General features: G+C 65.0%; 18 protein-coding genes, 1 tRNA gene and 1 riboswitch. Of the genes, 9 read left to right on the forward strand and 10 right to left on the reverse strand.

Annotation, left to right across the window (positions count from 1 at the left end; genetic code table 11):
- Positions 1-95: 95 nt before the first annotated feature.
- From GQE99_RS16335 to GQE99_RS16365, 7 genes are all read right to left on the reverse strand, one after another.
- Positions 96-1,628 (reverse strand): RNA-directed DNA polymerase, encoded by a 1,533-nt coding sequence (locus GQE99_RS16335; RefSeq protein WP_161352700.1) that lies wholly within the window; start codon positions 1,626-1,628, stop codon positions 96-98.
- A gap of 337 nt (positions 1,629-1,965) precedes the next feature.
- On the reverse strand, positions 1,966-2,220 hold the full coding sequence (locus tag GQE99_RS16340; protein WP_161352701.1) for a hypothetical protein: 255 nt from the start codon (positions 2,218-2,220) through the stop codon (positions 1,966-1,968).
- Between the two features lie 443 nt (positions 2,221-2,663).
- On the reverse strand, positions 2,664-3,080 hold the full coding sequence (locus tag GQE99_RS16345; protein ID WP_161352702.1) for a hypothetical protein: 417 nt from the start codon (positions 3,078-3,080) through the stop codon (positions 2,664-2,666).
- Between the two features lie 148 nt (positions 3,081-3,228).
- Positions 3,229-5,157, reverse strand: a complete 1,929-nt coding sequence (locus GQE99_RS16350; protein WP_161352703.1) for a site-specific integrase — start codon at positions 5,155-5,157, stop codon at positions 3,229-3,231.
- A 367-nt stretch (positions 5,158-5,524) separates the two neighbouring features.
- A tRNA-Gln gene (locus GQE99_RS16355) sits at positions 5,525-5,599 on the reverse strand.
- A gap of 82 nt (positions 5,600-5,681) precedes the next feature.
- Positions 5,682-6,986 carry a mechanosensitive ion channel family protein gene (locus GQE99_RS16360; protein ID WP_161352704.1) on the reverse strand — a complete coding sequence of 435 codons (1,305 nt, stop codon included), beginning with the start codon at positions 6,984-6,986 and terminating at the stop codon, positions 5,682-5,684.
- A gap of 70 nt (positions 6,987-7,056) precedes the next feature.
- Positions 7,057-7,953: a LysR family transcriptional regulator gene (locus tag GQE99_RS16365; protein ID WP_161352705.1), complete on the reverse strand. Its 897-nt coding sequence runs from the start codon at positions 7,951-7,953 to the stop codon at positions 7,057-7,059.
- A 113-nt stretch (positions 7,954-8,066) separates the two neighbouring features.
- On the opposite strand from GQE99_RS16365, the gene GQE99_RS16370 reads away from it, so the two are divergent.
- Entirely contained in the window at positions 8,067-8,462 is a 396-nt protein-coding gene (locus GQE99_RS16370) for a (R)-mandelonitrile lyase (protein WP_161352706.1), read from the forward strand.
- 42 nt (positions 8,463-8,504) lie between these two features.
- Positions 8,505-9,368 (forward strand): aldo/keto reductase, encoded by an 864-nt coding sequence (locus GQE99_RS16375; protein ID WP_161352707.1) that lies wholly within the window; start codon positions 8,505-8,507, stop codon positions 9,366-9,368.
- Positions 9,369-9,448: 80 nt separating this feature from the next.
- On the opposite strand, the gene GQE99_RS16380 is transcribed toward GQE99_RS16375, so the two are convergent.
- Positions 9,449-10,150 (reverse strand): glutathione S-transferase N-terminal domain-containing protein, encoded by a 702-nt coding sequence (locus tag GQE99_RS16380; protein WP_161352708.1) that lies wholly within the window; start codon positions 10,148-10,150, stop codon positions 9,449-9,451.
- A 97-nt stretch (positions 10,151-10,247) separates the two neighbouring features.
- Positions 10,248-10,326, forward strand: a riboswitch (SAM riboswitch).
- 48 nt (positions 10,327-10,374) lie between these two features.
- Here GQE99_RS16380 and GQE99_RS16385 point away from each other — a divergent pair.
- Positions 10,375-11,553 carry an aminotransferase class V-fold PLP-dependent enzyme gene (locus tag GQE99_RS16385; protein WP_161352709.1) on the forward strand — a complete coding sequence of 393 codons (1,179 nt, stop codon included), beginning with the start codon at positions 10,375-10,377 and terminating at the stop codon, positions 11,551-11,553.
- A 79-nt stretch (positions 11,554-11,632) separates the two neighbouring features.
- A complete protein-coding gene (gene folE2, locus GQE99_RS16390; protein WP_161352710.1) occupies positions 11,633-12,736 on the forward strand; it encodes a GTP cyclohydrolase FolE2 in 1,104 nt (367 codons plus the stop codon).
- A gap of 121 nt (positions 12,737-12,857) precedes the next feature.
- Here folE2 and GQE99_RS16395 read toward each other — a convergent pair whose 3' ends face one another.
- Complete coding sequence (locus GQE99_RS16395; RefSeq protein WP_161352711.1) at positions 12,858-14,459, reverse strand: FMN-binding glutamate synthase family protein; 1,602 nt, start codon at positions 14,457-14,459, stop codon at positions 12,858-12,860.
- A gap of 159 nt (positions 14,460-14,618) precedes the next feature.
- Here GQE99_RS16395 and GQE99_RS16400 point away from each other — a divergent pair, with 159 nt between their 5' ends.
- Both GQE99_RS16400 and GQE99_RS16405 read left to right on the forward strand, forming a co-directional pair.
- Positions 14,619-16,067, forward strand: coding sequence for a TrkH family potassium uptake protein (locus GQE99_RS16400; protein WP_161352712.1), 1,449 nt, complete (start codon positions 14,619-14,621; stop codon positions 16,065-16,067).
- Positions 16,067-17,176, forward strand: coding sequence for a cystathionine gamma-lyase (locus tag GQE99_RS16405; RefSeq protein WP_161352713.1), 1,110 nt, complete (start codon positions 16,067-16,069; stop codon positions 17,174-17,176). Before GQE99_RS16400 ends, GQE99_RS16405 begins: the two co-directional genes overlap by 1 nt.
- Before the next feature lie 15 nt (positions 17,177-17,191).
- Here GQE99_RS16405 and GQE99_RS16410 read toward each other — a convergent pair whose 3' ends face one another.
- Entirely contained in the window at positions 17,192-18,973 is a 1,782-nt protein-coding gene (locus GQE99_RS16410) for a serine protease (protein ID WP_161352714.1), read from the reverse strand.
- A gap of 143 nt (positions 18,974-19,116) precedes the next feature.
- Here GQE99_RS16410 and GQE99_RS16415 point away from each other — a divergent pair, with 143 nt between their 5' ends.
- From GQE99_RS16415 to GQE99_RS16425, 3 genes are all read left to right on the forward strand, one after another.
- On the forward strand, positions 19,117-20,061 hold the full coding sequence (locus GQE99_RS16415) for a glycine--tRNA ligase subunit alpha (protein WP_161352715.1): 945 nt from the start codon (positions 19,117-19,119) through the stop codon (positions 20,059-20,061).
- The gene (locus GQE99_RS16420; RefSeq protein WP_161352716.1) at positions 20,058-20,549 is read left to right on the forward strand and encodes a DUF6446 family protein; all 492 of its coding nucleotides are present in this window, start codon (positions 20,058-20,060) and stop codon (positions 20,547-20,549) included. The genes GQE99_RS16415 and GQE99_RS16420 overlap by 4 nt, the downstream gene beginning before the upstream one ends.
- Before the next feature lie 67 nt (positions 20,550-20,616).
- Complete coding sequence (locus GQE99_RS16425) at positions 20,617-21,510, forward strand: DUF1206 domain-containing protein (protein ID WP_161352717.1); 894 nt, start codon at positions 20,617-20,619, stop codon at positions 21,508-21,510.
- Positions 21,511-21,548: the final 38 nt, after the last annotated feature.

A 21,548-nucleotide genomic window follows, 5' to 3' on the forward strand; every position in this document is an offset into this window, starting at 1 on the left:
GCCTTCGAATCGCGTAAGGACAAAAGCAGAGCCAACGAGAACAGGGATGCTGCCTACGTTTCACATGAGGATTAAACATTGATCATTGAGCAATTCTAACGCTTCGCCCATCTTAGCAGGACCGCATCAAACACTCGCTCCTGAGGAAACCTACCGAGAAAATACTGACGCTCATCAGGCGGGAACTTAGAACACGCGAAAATGAATGCTCTTTTTTGCCATGGATCCATGTGAGAAAATTCTTCCTTGTGTTCACGGAGCCAATCCGTTGCTCCCGATGCCATGGCCGACAGTATGACCTCACGCCTCACATAGGGATCACCCGACGAGAAAAAGCCAATTATCCGGGATATGTGATTAAGAGTCGCATTTCGCGAAAAAAGGCTCAACACGGATAGGCGAAAATACTCATTTTTTGCCAAAGATGTATCCGTCAGCAATCCGACTAATTCTTCACCCAAGTCTCGCCAATCATCCTCTTCAAGATCCTGAACGCTCGACAGATAGGCACAAATCCCGGCAAGACAGGGGCTTAGGTCATGGATTCTTGAAATCACCTTCTTGATCGCGCCGGGATGACCAACCTGTGCGAGCCTTCGGAAGAACCAGCGCAGACGAATAAAGTCTACCGGATCTTGAGATAGGTATTCATCAATAATTTCATCAATTTTGCTATCACGGATTTTCTTCCAGTCAGATTGCCTAATTGAACGAAAAGAAATCATTCTGTATGGATTGCCTGACGAGTATCTCTTCACAATCCTTAGTAGGTCCCTTTCGTTTCTATTGATAGGTCGATCTTCGACCATCTGCCGACACAAGGATTTTGCCTCTTCTGGGGAGAGGAACCTGGTTTTGTGTCTCTGAAGGGTTAGACGTTGTTGTTGGTCAAGAGAGCGAGCAATTTGTGAAAGTGCTTCCCTGGCATCATCTTGAGACGAACAGAATACAAGTATATCGTCGGCATACCTCAAGAAATCTATGCCTTGCGCCTCCAAGCTATTGTCAATTGGAATAAGAGTCGCCTCCGCAATCAGGTGTGCCGCATGAGGCCCAACGGGAATCCCCCTTGAGACACCCGCCGTCGTAGATTCAAGAAGACGGATCACCCATTTTATTGATTGGTTTGAAAACCCAGAGTCCATGAGTTGGTTTTCAACTGTATGGTGATAAATTTGATTGTAAAAATCAGCGATGTCGCAATAGAGGACTATTGAGGACGTTGAGGACTTCTGCGCCACCTTAGCCCAGAAGTCATTCCAGCCTGACTGACTGGCATATAGACCATGATCGTGAGACGGAGAAAAGCGATAGCTAAATACTTTGTCAGACGGTTTTCGACGCTGCTCCACGCCAGCTCCAAACTGGTGCATAATCGCGGATAGGATGATAGAATCTTGAGGATCAAGCTGGGTCGCCTGACGATACGATATTTCATCTTTGGGAACGATGAACCGCCTCGAGGTGCCAATCGGGAATTGGTGTAGATCTTTTCCAGAAATGTCATTTGCAAGTCGATCCTTTTCGGCCTGCATCACGCGCATTTCTGCTATTTGAGGAAAGAGATCCCCATCCGAGTGCTCCGCAACGAAGTCAATCGCCCACTCAACAGATGCTTTGTCTAACATCTTGCCTCCGAAAGAACCGCACGCACAGTAGCCGCGAGGTAGTATTCATTGCTCAACGTGCATCATTTTCGAAACAGATTGCAACGGCAACTCCAACGTCCGGTCTTGTGGGCGCCGAAGCGCGACATGCTGGTTGGATCTGTTTCGCAAATTATGCAAAGCCCGCTTCTTGCGCTTCGCTGCCGTTCGTTCAAGGTGCAGCTAACGGCCGCTTCCCGCCCTTCCTCCTACGTGACCTCGCAGATGCGGCGGCAGTCGCCCCCTGCGACGAACGTAAGCCCTACGTGATGGATCGGCGATCGCCGCCGACCCAACAGACATTTCAACTCACCTGAAGTCACGCCAGATTTTTTTCGGCCAATTGCGCCTCCCAGAGGTCATCCCAAACGCTTTCCGCTACCGAAAACATTCTTGAGGCTCGTGAGAAAAGGTTTTTCGGGATTGCCGCTGAAGTCTGAGAATTGTCGAAATTGATGTCGAAACTTCTTGCCTCGATAAACGCGTCGTATTCTTCATCAGACGCAAATGCTAAAGCTTCGAATTCAGAAAGATCGAGGAGGCAGATGACGTCCTCCCCGTCCTTGCGCACCATGTCACACCAGAAGGCCCATACGCCTCCAGCAGGAATATCGGCAACGGCTGGCGCTCCGGTGATGAGGTATCCGTCACCCGGCCGCAGCTTCCAGTAGCCTGATGTGTTCTTTTCAATACGCGTTAAAGTCCTCTTTTTCTGCGTTGTTAAGAAGAACCCTCATGGGGCGAAGTCACTGACGACGATCATCGTCTTTTGACTACACATAGGTGCAAGCCCTGCTGGGCCAAAACGATGTGGGGAACGTATCGAGTTTTCTTGGTTTGGTCGTCCATCGCCGACGTCGAGCCCAATCCGAGGTGTTTCGAAAGACCGCTGCCCGACCCGAATGACCACGACCATTTTCGGCCCACTCCCGAGATTCATGGAGAGGTTCGACGTGGCGTTGCAGCATCACAAGACGTGCCATTCGCCGCGACTACGAGGGTTTGCAGCACCCGGCCTCACCTTACCGGGACTTTCCCGACCTTTGCAGCGTGCTTCCCAAATCCTGGCAGCGCACGCAGGCGCATATTCTCGTGCGCGGACAGCTCAACCACGCGCAAGCCCTGTTCGATCGCCGCGTCCAGGATGACATTATCCATCGCGGCTTCGACCGCCTCCAGAAAATCTTCGCGGAACAGATCCATCGTCGTTGGACGGATTCCGAAGTGAAGCGGGGTCACGCCCAGGAGTGCCCGAACCTCGCCAAACCGGTTGAAGAGGCCATTGACGTAGAGGTCTCGGTAAACGCCAACCGCACGACGATATTTCTCCAGCTTTCGGCCTTTGTGCCGGACGTCACCCATCGCCGGGATCAAGGCCCAAAGTTTGTCTTGTGTCTCCTGGTAGCGCCCGTCGCCAGACCAATATTGCTTCACCGTGGGTTCCTTCCGTCTTGACGTTAAAGATGAGAAGGAGATGGGCCAAACGCGCGTGGACCAGAAACACGCGTTGCCGATTTTTAGCAGGCGGACGGAAAAGAAACGGCTGACACTGCCAGGGAACCACGCGTCGGTTGTTCAACGATCACCCGAGGGCGTGCAGGTGCTCGACAGCCTGCCGGCGGATCGGCGCTTTCGGCAGCACCAGACGGTGCCCGTCGACCCGGTCCCGGAAGCGCGAGGCGACTTTCAGGACCGCGTCGGGGGGCAACTTCTCACCGGTCTGCGGATCGACCAGGTCATAGGTTTCCACGTCTTCGCCGTCATCCACCTTCGACACGCGAACCGATGCAGCCTCGCCGTCTTCGCCGAGCACGACATCGACGGCAATCGCGTCGCCCGTCGAGAGGCCGCAGCCTGCGATCACCGGGAAGCCGTGAGGCTCGGAGAAGGAGATCTCCAGCTGGAAATCCGCTTTGTCGATCGCGGCTTTCAGGTTCTTCGTCCGATGTGCCGTGTAGTGCAGGTTGATGACCGAGCCGCGCTTGTGTCCCGCAAGGGCCTGCCGCTCGTTCTCGGGAACTTTCTTGTCGTTCAGCATCGAGCTGAAGGTCTTGCGCATCGCGTAGAAGTCCTCGTCGAAATTCCGCAGCCCCAGGTGCCCGAGGATGATGTTCAGAGCTTTGCTGAAGGGCCCGACGACGTCGTGCGTCGAGGCGCGTGAAACCGCATCCGGGAACAGGAGCGGCCCATGGTCCGCGTCGAGAGTCTTCCACCAATCGATGAACCCGAGGTCGAGCAGGAGCTGGGGCACGGGCACGACCCGCTGGGCGTCTTCCGTCTTGCCTGTCTGGTCACTCTCGCGGTTGAGCGTGAAGCAATAGACCCCGTTGCGCAGGATGATGTTCTTGCGCTTCAACAGCAGGACTTCCTCGATCCGGCTACCGATCGTCAACACGATGAGCGGCACCCAGTAGAAGGCATCCCGGATGATGACACTGCCGGGCTTCCAGCGCCGAGAGAGCGACGCGCAGCCCGAATAGAGCGGGCCCGTCAGGAAGGCCGCGAGGTGCTCTTCCGACCACGGCATCCGGATCTTGGATTTCGTGACGCGCACATAGAGCTCGTCGTCCGGTGCGGCCGCGTTAACAGCACGCTGGACATCCTTGTAAGAGATCGTTTGCGGCACGTCCCCGCACCCCAGCTCTTCCGCCGCCCGGAACAGCCGGTTCAGGCTGTCGCGGTAGCGGTGCAGGGTCTGGAACGTGAGGCGCGGGACCAGCCGGTCGGCGAGAAGGGCGCGCTTCTCGGAGTCAGAGAGGCCGTCCATCCACCGGATTTCCTCCATCACGAGCTCGTCCTGGGCGTCGGCCTCAGCGATCTCGTCGGACTTTGTGCGTGAGTATTTCGCTTCCTGGGTCTTCGGCCGGAGCGGATGAAACCGGTTCTTGCCATGCGTCTTGCCGTGGCTGCGCGGGAGGCGAGAGGCCCAGACGAAGAATTCTTTCTGTCTGTCTTTCGTGAGCATCGAGACGGGAGCATCACCGAAGAACGCGGTGGCGAGCTTGCCGATCGCGTTCAAGTTGCCGCGCATCGATTTCGACGGGTAGAGCTCGAAGGTCTTCTCCCAGGCGGCGCTGAGCAGGACAGGCTCGTTCTCCACGAAGTCATCGACGGGCAGCGCGGAGTGGCGCGCGACGAGGGGTTCGGCCTCCGTGCGCGCGTCGAACCCGTCGAGGGCCCGGGCCTCGAGCGCGTGCAGTTCGCGCAGGAGATCCGCCGCCCGGCGCCCGAGCGCCGGCGGCAGCGCGTCCGGCAGTGCCACGCCGAACTTTTCCGCACCGCGCCGCACGGCGGGTTCGATGTCCGAGAAGTCGTTCTGCCGTGCCGCGTGCCGGACCGCGTCCGCTTGTGCTTCGAGCTGCGCGATACGGGCGTCGAGCGCGTCGATGTCTTCGGCACCCCGGTCCTGTTCCGAGATGATGCGCCCGAGCTCGTTGCGCAGGAGTTCTGAGAGCATGACCTTGATCTGCTCTGCCGAAAGCGGTGTTCCCGGTGTCGTGGCGTCTTTCATCAATCGGTTCTCTTCGCGGTTCAAAACGACGAGGAGATGCGCGGCACGCTGCATCGCCTCGGTATGAACGGAGGTGCGAAGGGACAGGCACAGAAACGCCCGGGCCGGGTTTCCGCCCTTGTTGACGTAACGTAATCTTTTCCGGAAGTAGAAACGGGACCCACGCCGCAGGAGGTAGGTCGGCCGGCGCGTGGGGCCCGGACGCGGCCGTTTCCGCCCGGGTGACTCGGTCGCGGCGCCGGGCCCCGCGGGACGCGCCTGTGTTACAGGATGTGTCACAGTTTGTGTGACAAGCGGCGCCGATCCCGGTGCGATGGCCGGCTGCGGGCGCGCAAACCCTTGGTTTTCTTGATGTATTGGAGGCATGTGGCTGGGGTGGTAGGATTCGAACCTACGATACACGGTACCAAAAACCGCTGCCTTACCACTTGGCTACACCCCAACGGTGCGCGTGTTCCTACTCAAAGCCCGTTTGGCCTGCAAGCCAAAAAATTGCCCCGTGCGCGCCGGGGCGTGCGAAGGCGCTATTCCTTGACCGCGTCGGCGCTCAGGAGGTCTTCGCGTTCCATTTCGCGTTCCACCTCGACGATGTGTTCGAGGTCGCTCTCCATCTTCGCGGCGACGTTCTGCACCTCGGGGCGGGGTTCCGGGCGTGGTGCGAGGGTGTCGGCCGGCGCGGCCGGGCCTCCGTCCATCATCAGGCGGTAGGTGGGCTCCGGCATCTCGATCCCCGCCGCCTCGAAGGCGATGAGCACCTGGCGGATCGCTTCCGAGCGCGCGGCGAGCAGGCCGGTCTCTCGCTGGTCGATCCAGGCGGTCAGCCGCATCCCGATGTCCGAGCCGTGCAGCTCGGTCGTCCAGATCGACACCGCCGGGGTATCGAGCACGAAGGGCAGGTCGGCGAGCGTCCGTTGGGCCAGCTCGCGCGCGGCGGCCAGGTCGGTGCCATAGGCCACGCCGATGTCGAACTCGAACCTCCGTTCGGGGTTGCGGGTGTAGTTCTTGATCCGCGCCTTGAAGACGGTCGCGTTGGGGATGCGGATGTGGTTGCCGTCGAAGCTCAGGATGATGGTGGCCCGGCTCGTCAGGCGGATGACCTTGCCCTCGTCCCCGTTGATCTCGATCGCGTCGTTGGGCGCGAAGGGCTGGCGCACGGACAGGAGCACGGAGGCGATGAAGTTCTCCACCGTGTCGCGCACCGCGAACCCGATGGCGAGCCCGATGATGCCGGCAGCCCCGAGGATCGTCGACAGGAGCGCGGTGGCCCCGAGGATGTCGAGCGCGACCACGAGCCCGCCGATTACCGCGCCCACGCGGATCACGGCGCGCAGGATGTCGGCGATGAAGGCGTTCGGGGCGATCCGGTCCCAGGGCTGGCGCCGCCGGGCGACGAAGAGGCCGATCCAGGTGACCAGCGCGAAGGCGACGATGGCGATGCCGATCAGCGGCAGGAAGGCCACCACCTGCCAGAACCGAAGCTGGAAGCGCTCCATCATCGGGGCGAGCCGCCGGCGCACGTCGGTCGAGATCGTCACCCCGTTCTCGATGGCCACGACCCCTTCGACCCGGCCCACGAGCCGCTGCAACTCCTCGAGCTGGCCGACCTCCAGCGTCGTGCCCTTCAGCGTGACGATCCCCTGGCTGACCGACACGCGCACGTCCTCGTAGCCCTCGAGCTCGCCCAGGATGTCCCGGATCTTGGTCGCGATGGCGGCGTCGGTGAACACCTGCTCGGTGCTCGACCCGTTGTTGGTGGCGATGGTGCCATCCTGCGCGACGGCGGGTGCGGCCAGGCAGAATAGCAAGGCCAGGAGTGTCAGAAATCGCATGTCCGTCCCCGGTTTTCACCCAAACTAACGGGAGGGGCCGGGGGGCGGAAGGTCTGTTTGCGCCTCCGCGTCACCGCGCGCGCTGGCGCAACGCGTTCACCACGGTGCGGAAGGCGGGCAGGTTGCGGTGACGACTCGGGTAGTAGATGTGGTAGCCCGAAAAGCGCGGCGACCAGTCGTCGAGCAGCACGGTGAGCGCACCGCTTTCCACGTCCGCCTCGACCAGGTCCTCGGGCACGTAGGCGATCCCGATCCCGGCGCGCGCCGCGTCGATCATCGTGGCGTCGTCATCCAGCGTGAGCGGCCCGTCGACCCGCACGCGCACGTCCTTGCCGTCCCGCTCGAACTCCCAGGCGTAGAGGCCCCCGGCCGTCATCAGGCGGCGGTTGATGCAGCGGTGGTCGAGAAGATCCTGCGGCACCACGGGCGCGCCGTGGCGCGCCACGTAGTCGGGCGACGCGACAGCGACCAGCCGCCAGTCCGGTCCGACCGGGAGCGCGATCATGTCGTGCTCCACGCTCTCGCCCAGCCGGATGCCCGCGTCGAACCCCTCCTCGACGATGTCGCGGAACCCGTTGTCGACGCTGAGCTCCAGCTTGATGTCGGGATAGTCGCGCATCACCGCGCGCAGCTTGGGCCAGATCAGCTGGGTCAGCGCGTGGTGCGACAGGGTGAGACGCACGGACCCCGATGGCGTGTCGCGCAACTCGGTGAGCGCGGCGATCTCCGCCTCGATCTCGCTCATGCGCGGGGCGAGCGTGCGCCGCAGCCGCTCTCCGGCCTCGGTGGTCGCGACCGAACGTGTGGTGCGCGCCAGGAGCCGCATGCCCATGCGCGTCTCGAGCCGCTTGATCCTGTGGCTCAGGGTCGACTGCACGACGCCCAGCTTGGCGGCCGCCCGGGTGAAGTTGCCTTCCTCGGCGACGGTGAGGAACCACATCAGGTCGTTGAAATCCGTGCGCGACATGCGTCCTCCATTCATGGCCTGTATCGATAGCCTCTAACGAAATGAGCGGCCTTATCAATAAGTGCGGCTTGCGCCATATGGTGTCCCAACGCAACAGCGATCGGAGCGAGAGCATGAAAATCATCCGTCCATCGACCTTTCCGTCCCGACAGGGCCCCGAGGAGTGGTTCACCGGAACCGTCCGCATCGACCCGGTGTTCCAGGCCGAGGAACCGGGGCGCGTCGCCGGCTCGCACGTGACGTTCGAACCGGGCGCGCGCACCGCGTGGCACACCCACCCGGCCGGCCAGACGCTGATCATCACCTCCGGTCGCGGGCGGGTGCAGCGCGAGGGCGGCCCGGTCGAAGAGGTGAGCCCGGGCGACGTCGTGTGGTTCCCCGCCGGTGAGAAGCACTGGCACGGGGCGAGCCCGGAGACGGCCATGAGCCATTACGCGATCCAGGAAGCCATCGACGGCGAAGCCGTGACCTGGATGGAACACGTGAGCGACGAAGACTACGGCGCCTGAGCGGCCCCGCGGCCACGACACCTTCAAGAGACGAGGACTGACATGATCCTGAACGAAACATACAAGCTGCCCAACGGCATCGAGATTCCCAAGATCGGGCTCGGCACATGGATGATCGATGACGACAAGGTCGCGGACGCGGTGAAGGCCGCGGTCGACATGGGCTACCGCCACGTCGACACCGCGCAGGCCTACCAGAACGAACGCGGCGTCGGTGAGGGCGTGCGCAACGCCGGCGTGCCCCGCGACGAGATCTTCGTGACCACGAAGCTCGACGCGGGCATCAAGGACTACGAGGGCGCGAAGGCGGCCATCGACGGTTCGCTCGAGACGATGGGGCTCGACCACATCGACCTGATGATCATCCACAGCCCGCAACCGTGGGAGCACTTCGGCGCCGACGACCGCTTCTTCGAGGGCAACCTCGCCGCGTGGAAGGCGCTGGAGGAGGCCTACGAGGCCGGCAAGCTCAAGGCGATCGGCGTGTCGAACTTCCAGAAGCAGGATCTTCAAAACCTGCTCGACAACGCCCGCGTCAAGCCGATGCTCGACCAGGTGCTCGCCCACGTGTCGAATACCCCGTTCGAGTTGATCGACTTCATCCATGCCAACGACATGGTGGCCGAAGCCTATTCGCCCGTCGGCCACGGCGAAATCCTCGGCCGTGACGACATCAAGGCGATCGCCGACACCTACGGCGTCACCGTCCCGCAGCTCGCGATCCGCTACACGCTGCAACTGGGGCTCCTGCCGCTGCCCAAGACGGCGAACCCGGATCACATGAAGAACAACGCCGACGTGGACTTCGAGATCTCCGCGGCGGACATGGAAAAGCTCAAGTCGGTTCGGGAAATCCAGGATTACGGCGAAAGCAGCGTCTTTCCGGTCTACGCCATGACGGCATAAGTCGCACCGCCCGCAGGGCCGCAAAAAACCGCCAGCGGGACCCGCTGGCGGTTTTCCTGTTTCCACGAACGGGCCGGCGTTCAGCGCTTGAACAACACCTTCTGCGCGTCCTTGTCGTCCTGCAGCCGCGAGCGGTGTTCGCGGCCGACCGCCATGCCCTTCTGCACCGCCTCGCGCGACCCCACGAGGTCGAGCCAGCGGGCCAGGTTGGGCTTGTCGTCCAGCGTCTGCTCCTGGTTCTCCCAGAGCGACGCCCAGCCGTAGCAGGCCATGTCGGCGATCGAATAGAAATCGCCGGCCAGGTATTCCGTCTCGCTCAGCCTGCGGTCCATCACGCCGTAGAGGCGCCCGGTCTCGGCCCGGTAGCGGTCCTTGGCGTAGGGCAGGTCGTTGGGCGGGTCCATCGCGGGGGCGTATTTCAGGAAGTGGTGCGCCTGTCCGGCCATCGGCCCCAATCCGCCCATTTGCCACATCAGCCACTGGTCGACCGAGATCCGGTCCCGCTCGGTCGGCCCGCAGAATTCGCCGGTCTTGCGCGCGAGGTACTGCAGGATCGCCCCCGACTCGAAGATCGAGATCGGGGCGCCGTCCGGCCCTTCGGGGTCGACGATGGCCGGCATCCGGTTGTTCGGCGCGATCTTGAGGAAGGCAGGCTCGAACTGCTCTCCCTTGCCGATGTTCACATATTTGACGTCATACGGCAGGCCCATTTCCTCGAGCGCGATGGTGATCTTCCACCCGTTCGGCGTGGGCCAGTAGTGAAGCTCAATGGGTTGTGTCATGTGCGTCTCCTTTGGGGGCGCACAATGACGGATCGTGCGCAAACGGCAAGAGGGGGCCATTTCGCGCCCGCTTGACGTCGGGGCGTGGTGGGTCTATCGCGGGGCACGTGGCGATTTGTTCACCGGATTGCGGGCCACGTTAAACATTCCGCTAAAGAGGTCTGGGACGACAGAACGCCCCCGGCTTTCCCGGTGGGCGTTTTTTGTTTGGCAGGAGGCGTGCCATGGACAAGTACACGAAACGCACCCGCGCGGTGCACGGCGGAACCCGACGCAGCCAGTATGGCGAGCTGTCCGAGGCCTTGTTCATGACGCAGGCCTTCGCCTATCCCAACGCCGAAGCCGCCGAGGCGCGCTTCCTCGAGGCGGGCGACGACGAGTTCATCTATGCCCGCTACGGCAACCCCACGAACCGCATGTTCGAAGAGCGCCTCGCGCTCATGGAGGGCACCGAGGACGCTTTCGGCTGCACCTCCGGCATGGCGGCGGTCAGCGGCGCGCTGATGGCGATGACCCGCGCGGGCGACCACGTCGTGTCGAGCCGCGCGCTCTTCGGTTCGTGCCTTTACGTGCTCGAAGAGGTGCTGGGCCGTTTCGGGGTGGAGATCACGCTGGTCGACGGCACCGACAACGCGGCCTGGAAGGCTGCGATCCGGCCCGACACCAAGCTCGTCTTCCTCGAAACCATCTCGAACCCGACGCTCGAGGTGATCGACCTGCAATACGTGATCGACCTCGCGCATGAGAACGGCGCGCTGGTGGTGGCCGACAACGCGATGATCACGCCGGTCTATTCCTATGCCGCGTCGATGGGCGCCGACCTCGTGGTCTATTCGACCACCAAGCACGTGGACGGGCAGGGGCGGATGCTGGGCGGCGCGATCTGCGGCTCGAAGGAGCTCATCCGCGGCCCGATCGAGGCCTACATGAAGCACACCGGCGGGGCGATCAATCCGTTCGCCGCCTGGACCCATCTCAAGGCGCTGGAGACCATCGACCTGCGCGTGCGCGCACAGTCGGACGCGGCTCTGTTCATCGCGAACGCGCTGGCCGATCACCCCAAGGTGAAGCGGATGAGCTACCCGCTCCACCCCTCGCACCCGCAGCACGAGATCGCCAAGCGCCAGGCGCCGTCGGGCGGCACCGTGCTGGCCTTCGAGGTGGAGGGCGGCAAGGAGGGGGCCTTCCGGTTCCAGAACGCGTTGGAATTCGTCATCATTTCCAACAACTTCGCCGACGCCAAGTCGATCGCCACCCATCCCGCCACGACCACGCACCAGAGGCTCCCGCAGGAGCAGAAGGACGCGTTGGGCATCTCCGACGGGCTGATCCGGTTCTCCTGCGGGCTCGAGGACCCGGCCGACATTCTCGCCGACATCGAGCAGGCGCTTTCGGTGATCTGACGGGACAAGAACGGCGTAAACTGGTAAATCCCCGCTACGGAACCCATATTTGGGGCCAATCGACCTGGGAGGGCCGGTCATGAATCACCTGACGCGAGAGCTGCTTGCAGCCCCGAACACCGACGATGCCAAGGCGGCGCTGAACGTGCTGCGGGACTGGGCGCGTGGCGCCACGCCCGAGGAAGTGGCCGCGCTCGATCCGGCGATCGCGCGGCTCCTGCCGGAGCACGAGGTGTCCAACTACCCGGCCCTGTCGCGCACCTACGACGACGACTTCGTCGCCGACGCCACCTACAAGGCGACGCTGCCCGACCTCCAGAACGGCCCGGCATCGCTCATCCAGGGTGAGCGCCAGGACATCCAGCACGTCGGGATCTCGAACTTCCGCCTGCCGCTGCGCTACCACACGCGCGACAACGGCGACCTTCAGCTCGAAACCTCGGTGACCGGCACGGTCAGCCTCGAGGCCGAGAAGAAGGGCATCAACATGAGCCGCATCATGCGCTCGTTCTATTCCTACGCCGACGAGACCTTCTCGTTCGACGTGATCGAGCGCGCGCTGGACGACTACAAGACCGATCTCGAAAGCCTCGACGCGCGCATCGAAATGGCATTTTCCTTCCCGATGAAGGTCAAGAGCCTGCGCTCGGGGCTGGAAGGCTACCAGTATTACAACATCGCGCTCGAGCTGGTCGAAGCGCAGGGCGTGCGCCGCAAGTTCATGCACCTCGACTACGTCTACAGCTCGACCTGCCCGTGCTCGCTGGAACTGAGCGAACATGCCCGCCAGAGCCGCGGTCAGCTCGCCACGCCGCATTCGCAGCGCTCCGTCGCCCGGGTGTCGGTCGAGCTCGCTCCCGGCCAGCGCTGCCTGTGGTTCGAGGACCTTATCGACCTGTGCCGGGCGGCCGTGCCCACGGAGACGCAGGTGATGGTCAAGCGCGAGGACGAACAGGCCTTCGCCGAGCTCAACGCGGCCAACCCGATCTTCGTCGAAGACGCCGCCCGGCTCTTCACCGAGCAGCTCAAGGGCGACGAGCGGATCGGGGATTTCCGGGTCGTGGCGAGCCACCAGGAAAGCCTGCACAGCCATGACGCGGTGTCGATCCTCACCGAGGGCGACACGTTCCGGGCCCAGTCGCTCGATCCGCGCCTGTTCTCGACGCTGATCCACCAGGGCTGAGGTCCTGCGCCGCGGGCCGTTGGCCCGCGTCGCGGCGGCAGGCGGCTTTGCCGCCTCTGGAGGGCCAGCCCTCCAGACCTCCCGAGGTATTTCCAAAACGAAGAAGGGAAGCGCGCGCCTCTCAGACCGCCGCGGCGAAGCTGTCGGTGCGGGCCATGTCCCAGAATTTCGCGAAGGCGGGGTGCGAGACGTTGTGGTCGAGCAGTTCCCCCGGCTCCACCCAGTCGTATTGGGACCGGGCCGAGCGCACTTCGCGGCTGTTGATCCGGATCATCAGGTGGTCGGGCTGGAGCTCTCCGGGGTGCGACAGGCCGCAGGCCCCGATCGTCTCGCCCAGTGCCTTGAGCGTGTTGTCGTGGAAATACTGCACGCGCAGCGCCTTGTCGTCGACGTCGAGCGCGCGGTAGCGGCCGGGGTCCTGGCTGGTCACGCCCGTGGGGCAGCGCCCGGTGTGGCAGACCTGGGCCTGGATGCAGCCCAGCGAGAACATGAAGCCGCGCCCCATGTTGCAGGTGTCGGCGCCGAGCGCGAAGGCGCGCGCCATGTCGAAGGCCGAGATCAGCTTGGCCGAGGCCACGAGGCGCACCTTGTCGCGAAGGTCGAGGCCGACGAGCACGTTGTGGGCCAGCATCAGCCCCTCGCGCAGCGGCGCGCCCAGGTGATCGGCGAATTCCGCCGGCGCCGCGCCGGTGCCGCCCTCGGCCCCGTCGATGGTGATGAAATCCGGGTGCTGGCCGGTCTCCACCATCGCCTTGCAGATCGCGAAGACCTCCCACGGGTGGCCGACGCACATCTTGAGGCCCACGGGTTTGCCGCCCGAGAGGTCGCGCAGCCGGGTGACGAAGGCCATCATCTCGACGGGGGTGGAGAAGGCGGAATGGGCGGGCGGCGAGAGGCAGTCGAGCCCGGGCGGGATGCCGCGCGCCTCGGCGATGTCGGGGGTGACCTTGGCGCCGGGCAGGATGCCGCCGTGGCCGGGCTTGGCGCCCTGGCTCAGCTTCACCTCGATCATCTTCACCTGGTCCGAGGTGGCGCGCTCCGCGAAGGTTTCGGGCGAGAAGCGCCCGTCCGCGTCGCGGCAGCCGAAGTAGCCCGACCCGATCTGCCACACGAGGTCGCCGCCGTGGCGGCTGTGATACCGGCTGATCGAGCCCTCGCCGGTGGTCTGGGCGAAGCCGCCGCGCGCCGCGCCGATGTTGAGCGCCTCGACCGCGTGGGGCGACAGCGCGCCGAACGACATGCCGGAGACGTTGAGCACGCTCGCCTCGTAGGGTTTCGCGCAGGAGCCCGCCCCGAAGGTCACGCGGAAGTCGTGGTTCTCGAGGTGCCGGGGTTGCACCGAGTGGTTGATCCATTCGTGCCCGATGTCGTTCTGCTTCTTGAGCGAACCGAAGGGGCGCAGCCCCTCCAGGTTCTTGGACCGGCGGTAGACCAGCGCGCGCTGTTCGCGCGAGAAGGGGACCTCTTCATGGTCGCTTTCGAGGAAATACTGGCGGATCTCCGGGCGGATGGATTCCAGGAAGAAGCGCATGCGCGCGAGCACCGGGTAGTTCTTCAGCACCGCGCGCTTGCGCTGCACCAGGTCGTAGGTGCCCATCGCCGCCCCGACGAGCCCCAGCGCGGCGATCACGCCGCCCCAGAACGGCGCGACGAAGGCCAGCGCGATCCCGGCCGGAACGGCGAGGATCAGAAGCAGGTAGGGCATGTATCTGATTTGGTGCATGACAGGCTCCCTCGGCCGCGCCCCCGTCCCGAACGCAACCCGTTCTGCCCCTGTCCCTCCCGAGCGTCGCAGGGGGTGCGACAAGTTGTCAAGCTGCGTCGCACGCGGCGGTGCAGCGCAGCTTGACACCACGCGCGGGCGGGGCCAGTGCTTTGTCCCATGTTCGACATGCGCCCCGTCGTCTACGTTATCGGTCTGCTCGTCGCCGTCCTCGGGGCGACGATGCTGGTGCCCATGCTGGTCGACCTGTTCTTCGGGCGCCCGGACTGGAGCGTTTTCCTGCAATCGGCGGTGATCTCGATCGTGGTCGGCTCGGCGATGGCGATCGCGACGGCGAACGGGGTGGGGCAGGGGCTGACGTTGCAGCAGACCTTCCTGCTCACCACGCTGGTCTGGGTCGCCCTTCCCGCCTTCGGGGCGCTGCCCTTCATGTTCGGCGAGATCCAGGCCCGCCCGGTCGACGCGATCTTCGAGGCGATGTCGGGGCTGACCACCACCGGGTCGACGGTGCTCTCGGGGCTCGACACGATGCCCGAGGGGCTCCTGGTCTGGCGTTCCATGCTGCAATGGTTCGGCGGCATCGGGATCATCGTCGTGGCGATGGTGTTCCTGCCGGAGCTGCGCGTGGGCGGCATGCAGATCTTCCGCTCCGAGGCCTTCGACACGATGGGCAAGGTGCTGCCGCGCGCCGCCGAGATCGCCGGGCGCATCACCTGGATCTACCTCGCGCTGACCCTGGCCGCGGTGCTGGCCTACCTCGTCGTGGGCATGAGCCCGTTCGACGCGATCAACCATGCGCTCACGACCATGTCGACCGGCGGCTTCTCGACCCATGACACGAGCTTCGGGTTCTACCAGGGCGCGCCGGAATACGTGGCCTCGGTCTTCATGATCCTCGCCTCGCTGCCCTTCGTGCGCTACATCCAGGTGGTCGCGGGCACCGCCAAGCCGATCTTCCGCGACCCGCAGATCCGCGCCTACCTGGGCGTGATCCTGGCGGTCACGCTGACCATGACGTTCTATCGCCTGGTGGCGAACGGCGATCACCTGGAGCACGGGTTCCGCGAGGGCGTGTTCAACGTGACCTCGATCATCTCCGGCACGGGCTATGCCAGCGTGGACTACCAGCTCTGGGGGACCTTCCCGGTGGTGGCCTTCTTCTTCCTCGGCCTGATCGGGGGCTGCGCCGGCTCGACGGCGTGTTCGGTCAAGATCTTCCGCTACCAGCTTCTGATCGCCGCGATCCGCGCGCGCATCCAGCAGATCTTCGCGCCCCACGGGGTCTTCACGCCGCGCTACGACGGGCGCCCGATCTCCGAGGCGATCCTGTCCTCGGTGATGGCCTTCTTCGTGATGTTCGTGGTGTCGCTGGGCATCCTCGCGGTGCTCCTGTCCATGACCGGGCTCGACATGGTCACGTCGCTCTCCGGCGCGGCCACCGCGATCGCGAACATCGGTCCGGGGCTCGGGGACACGATCGGACCCTCGGGCAACTTCGGGTCGCTCAACGATACCGCGAAATGGCTTCTCACCTTCGCGATGCTTGTCGGCCGGCTGGAGCTCCTGTCGGTCTATGTTCTGTTTACCCTGCGGTTCTGGAGGGGCTGATGTCCGATGATGAAAAGGCAGCGCGGCTGCACCACCTGCGCAGCGAGGCGCTGGCAAAGGGCGACCCCTTGGCCCTGCCGGTGACTTTGGCCTCCATGTTCAACCTGCCGGGCGATCCCGAGGCCGGGGTCGCGGGCTACGGGCGGATGGACAACCCGACGTGGGACGCGCTCGAGGCGGCGCTCGGGCTCGTGGAGGATGCGCCGGTGCTGGCGTTCCCCTCCGGCATGGCGGCCATCGCGGCGGTGCTCTTCGCGGTGGTGAAGGCGGGCGACCGGGTGCTCATCCCGTCGGACGGCTACTACACGACCCGGCTCCTGGCCGACCGCTACCTCGCCAAGCTGGGCGTCGAGATCGAGACGCGCCCGACCGCGACCTTCGACACGGGCGGGTTCGAGGGCTTCGCGCTGGTGTTTCTCGAAACCCCGTCGAACCCCGGTCTCGACGTGATCGATCTCTCCGCCGTCTGTGGCGCCGTGCGCGCGGCCGGGGGCGTGAGCGTGGTGGACAACACCACCATGACCCCTTTCGGCCAGCGCCCGCTGGAGCTGGGGGCGGACGTGGTCGTGGCCTCCGACACCAAGGCGCCGGGCGGACATTCCGACGTGCTGATGGGCCACGTGGCAAGCCGGGACGAGGGGCTGATGGAAGAGGTCGCGGCCTGGCGCAAGCTTTCGGGCGCGATCGCGGGCCCGTTCGAGGCCTGGCTTCTGCATCGCTCGCTCGAGACGCTCGAACTGCGCTTCGCCCGCATGTGCGACAGCGCCGAGGTGATCGCGCCCCGGCTGGCCGCCCACCCGGCGGTCAAGGCGTTGCGCTACCCGGGGCTTGCCGACGATCCGGCGCATGGGCTGGCCGGCCGGCAGATGACGCGGTTCGGGTTCCTGATCGGCCTGACGCTTGCCGACCGCGACACGGCGGAGCGCTTCATCAACGGGTGCGGGATGCTGGCCCCCACCACCTCCTTCGGCGGCACGCATTCGACCGCCGAGCGCCGGGCGCGGTGGGGCGACGACGTGGCGCCGGGGTTCGTGCGCCTGTCGATCGGGGTCGAGCCGGTGGAGCCCCTGTGGCGCGCGCTCGACGCGGCCCTCAGCGGGGCCGCGTAGGCGCCGCCTGCCGGGTCACTCGTAGCAGCTCACCAGCACGGACATGTCCGCCGTCGTCTCCGACAGAGCGCGCGGGGTCAGGCTCCCGGTGCCCTGGGCGGGCATGATGCGCACGCCGTTGGACTCGAGGAAGCTTTCCAGCGCGTCGGCCTTGGTGGCGAAGGACACCTCGTCGGGGAACTGGCGGTTGCCGTCGTTGGCGGACTTCAGCATCCCCAGCACGCGGCCCCCGTTGTCCACGATGGGTCCGCCCGCGTCGCCGTCCTGCGCCTCGAGGTCGAGACGGTAGACATTGTCTTCGCCGTCCAGCCCCTGCACGTCTGCCAGCGTGCCGAACGTCAGCGTGGCCGACGACAGGCGTCCCCCGAAGGAGAAGCCGGACACCGCGAGGTCGGACTGGATGCGCGGCTCCCCGTCGGCAAACGAGGCGACCCCCAGCGGCGCCAGCGTTTCCTCCGGCTGGACGAGGGCGACGCCGAGCGCGGCATCGGTGGCCGCGACCGTGGCGGGGTAGCTTTCGTCCAGCGTGATCTGCGAACAACCCTCGACCGCCTCGGCGGTGGTCAGGACCATCCCCTGTTGCGTCACGTAGAAACCGGTGCGCGCCCGGTCGGCGCGGCGGATTTCCAGGCCCGAGACGAGATCGACGTTCTGCATCGTCTCGTCGAGTCCCGCGTTGTCTTCGAGCACGGCGGGCCCGGTCGAGGCGAAGCTGTCGCGCATGGCCTCTAGCGCAAGCTCGTAGCGGCGCTCGTCCCCGCGCGGCCAGGTGAGCATGTAACCCTTGACCGCCCCGTCCACGACCGTGGCGTAGGTGTAGGACCTGATACGGCTGTCCTGTCCGTTGATGTAGAAGCTGTTGCCTTCGCGGTTGCGGTCGCCTTCCATCGGCACGACCTCCAGCGATTGCAGGATGTCGTAGAGACCGTAGAGCGTGGACTGCCCGCCCGATTGCGAAATCAGCACGACGCGCACCTCGCCGTCGCCCTCGTAATGGGCGAAGGGCGCCTCGTAGCGGTCGAAATCGACCATCGCGGCGGGCATCACGATCTCGATCCCCGCGCGGCTGTCGGCGACCACGCCCAGGCCGAGGCTGTCGATCACGGAATTGTATTCGTCCAGAAGCTCGGCCCGCTGCCGGGTGGTGAGCACGCCGGTGGGCTCGTAGCCCTGCGCGCTCTGCCATTCACGCATCGCGCCCCGTGTGCCCGGCCCGATCGCCGAGTCGATGGCGCCGGTGTAGTGATCGTAGAACTGAAGCGCGATCTGGAGCGCGGCGCGCTCCTCGCGGTTCAGCTGTGCCTCCGACCGGCGCGCTTCGTTGACGGTTTCCTCGGGGATCTCCGGCTCGGGGGCCACCTCCGCCTCCGGCTCCGGCTCGGGGTCGGGCGCGACGTCCGGTTCGGCCTGCGCGAGCGTCGTTTCGGGCTCGTCCTGTGCCGGCTCTTCGGCCGCGTCGTTCGCCCGGGCGTTGGCGCCCACGGGCCAGAACTGCTGGCCGAACCCGGTGCCCGCCGACACGAATGCGTCGAGCGGCAGGACGCCCCGGCTCACCAGCTGCTGCAGGCGCCGGGTCGCTTCCTCTTCCGTGTAGGGCCCGATCGCGGTGGCGTACCAGCCCGACGCGCCAAGCCGGAAGCCCGCCACGTCGTCCAGTTCGGCATCGTAATCGCGCGTCGCGGCCTGGGCTTCGGTGAGAGTCGTGTTGGCCTCGACCTGGATCCAGTAATCCTGTGCCAGGGCAGAGGTCCCCATGAGACCCGCATAGATGGAGATGGCCGAAAATACGCGCTTCATTGTCCCTCGCTGCCCGACTGGGGGCTTTCAATTTGCATCCGACGAAGTAACACACGACGTCCTGCATAACGTCAATATCGGGCCGGTCGATTGACCCCGTCCTGTGGCGGTCCTATTGAGGCGGCGATCTAGCGAGGTGTGCGATGGCCGAGACCCAGGTGACCAAACCCAAGAGCTTCCAGGAGATCATCCTGCGACTTCAAACCTATTGGGCCTCCAAGGGCTGCGCGGTGCTGCAGCCCTACGACATGGAGGTGGGCGCGGGCACGTTCCACCCGGCCACGACCCTGCGCGCACTCGGGTCGAAGCCGTGGGCGGCGGCCTATGTCCAGCCCTCGCGCCGCCCGACCGACGGGCGCTACGGCGAGAACCCGAACCGGCTGCAGCACTACTACCAGTACCAGGTGCTCATCAAACCCTCGCCGCCCGACCTGCAGGAGCTCTACCTCGGCTCGCTCGAGGCGATCGGGATCGACATGGCGCTCCACGACATCCGCTTCGTCGAGGACGACTGGGAAAGCCCGACGCTGGGCGCCTGGGGCCTTGGCTGGGAGGTCTGGTGCGACGGCATGGAAGTGTCGCAGTTCACCTATTTCCAGCAGGTCGGCGGGCATGACTGCCACCCGGTCTCGGGCGAGCTGACCTACGGGCTCGAACGCCTCGCGATGTACGTCCTTGGCATCGACCACGTGATGGAGATGCCGTTCAACGATCCCGGCGCGCCGATCGCCCTGTCCTACGGCGACGTGTTCCGCCAGACGGAAGAGGAATACTCGCGCCACAACTTCGATGCGGCCGACACCGAGCGGCTCCTGCGCCATTTCGAAGATGCCGAGGCCGAGTGCCAGTCGATCCTCGAACACCCGGCGACGGATCCCAAGACCGGCAAGCGCATCGTCATGGCCCACCCGGCCTACGACCAGTGCATCAAGGCCAGCCACATCTTCAACCTGCTCGACGCGCGCGGCGTGATCTCGGTCACCGAGCGGCAGGCCTACATCGGCCGCGTCCGCGCGCTGGCCAAGCTGTGCGCCGACGCTTTCGTGCAGACCGAGGCGGGCGGGCAGCAGCCGGAGGTCGCCTCGTGAGCGGCAGGCTTCTGGCGAGCATCATCGTGGTCTTCTCGCTCCTGTTCGGCGTGGCGCTCTACTACACGCAGGTCTACGCCTACTACGACCGGATCGCGGCCGAGGACGTGAACCTGACACTGGTCAACGCGTCCACCAACGAGCCCGAGCCGTTCATCGCGAACGACATCGAGGCCATCGACGGATCGTCCAGCCCGATCCGCTTCCGCGCCTGCTTCACCTCCGCCATGAGCACGGCGGCGATGACCGAAACCTACGTCACCTACCCGGACCCGACGCCGCTCAACGCGCCGGGCTGGTTCGACTGCTTCGACGCGCAGGAGATCGGGGCGGCGCTGGAAGACGGACAGGCGGTCGCCTTCCTGGGCGAGAAGAACATCCACGATGGCGTCGACCGGGTGATCGCGGTCTACCCCGACGGCCGGGCCTTCGCCTGGCACCAGCTCAACGAGAAGTACGACGAGGATTCCAGCCAGCCGCTCGAGTGAGACGGTCGATCTCGGAACATTCTCGGACGCCACGGATTGGGTCTCCAACCACCGATTGGAGGCCCCCATGTCCAGTTCCCTTGGATTCGAACGCGCGCCCGCCTGGGTCGTGCCCGTCATGCGTTTCGGCTACACGGCGCGCGGCGTGACCTACGTGCTGCTTGGCGTCCTGACCTTCCTCGCCGCCTGGACCGGCGGGCAGGCCGAGAACACGTCGTCTGCGATGGCCGATCTGCGCGGGCAGCCCTGGGGCGTCGCCGCGCTCTGGGCCATCGCGGTGGGGATGCTGTCCTACGCGGTCTGGCGCCTGATCGCGGCGTGGCAGGATCTCGAATTGCACGGGGGCGGGGCCAAGGGCTTCGTTGCGCGCAGCGGGCTCGCGATCACGGGGCTCATTCACATCGGCCTCGCCGTCACGGCGGCGCGCCAGGCGACCGGGTCGGGCGGCTCCGGCGGGTCGCAGGGCGGCGAGGGCGGCAAGGTGCAGTCGCTCGCCTCCTGGCTCATGCAGCAGGACCCGTGGGGCAAGTGGGTCGTCGCGGCGGCCGGCCTCGCGGTCGTCGGCGCCGGCATCTACTACGGCGTGAAGGCCGTGCGCGAGCTCTACAAGCGTCACATGCGCCAATCGCCGCGCGCGCAGAAGCTCGACCCCGTCATCAAGGCCGGCCTGATCGCCCACGGCATCGTCGTCGCGATCATCGGGTTGTTCCTGGTCGGCGCGGGCCTGACGGCCGATCCGTCGCAGGCCGGTGGGCTGGGCCGCGCGTTCGAGACGGTCCGCGCGCAGCCTTTCGGGCGCATCCTGCTCGGCGCCCTGGGCATCGGTTTCGTGGCCTTCGCGATCTACTGCTTCGTCGAGGCCCGCTACCGCATCGTGCCGCGCCGCGCGGGGCCGGACACCAAGACGCTCGCGGGCCGCTTCGAGAGCGAGTTCCGCGGCGCCATCGCCCGCGTCACCTGATCGCGCGGGGAGCGGGGCAGGCGAATTCCCCGCTCCCC

The organism is Maritimibacter harenae (assembly GCF_009882975.1).
GTDB lineage: Bacteria > Pseudomonadota > Alphaproteobacteria > Rhodobacterales > Rhodobacteraceae > Maritimibacter > Maritimibacter harenae.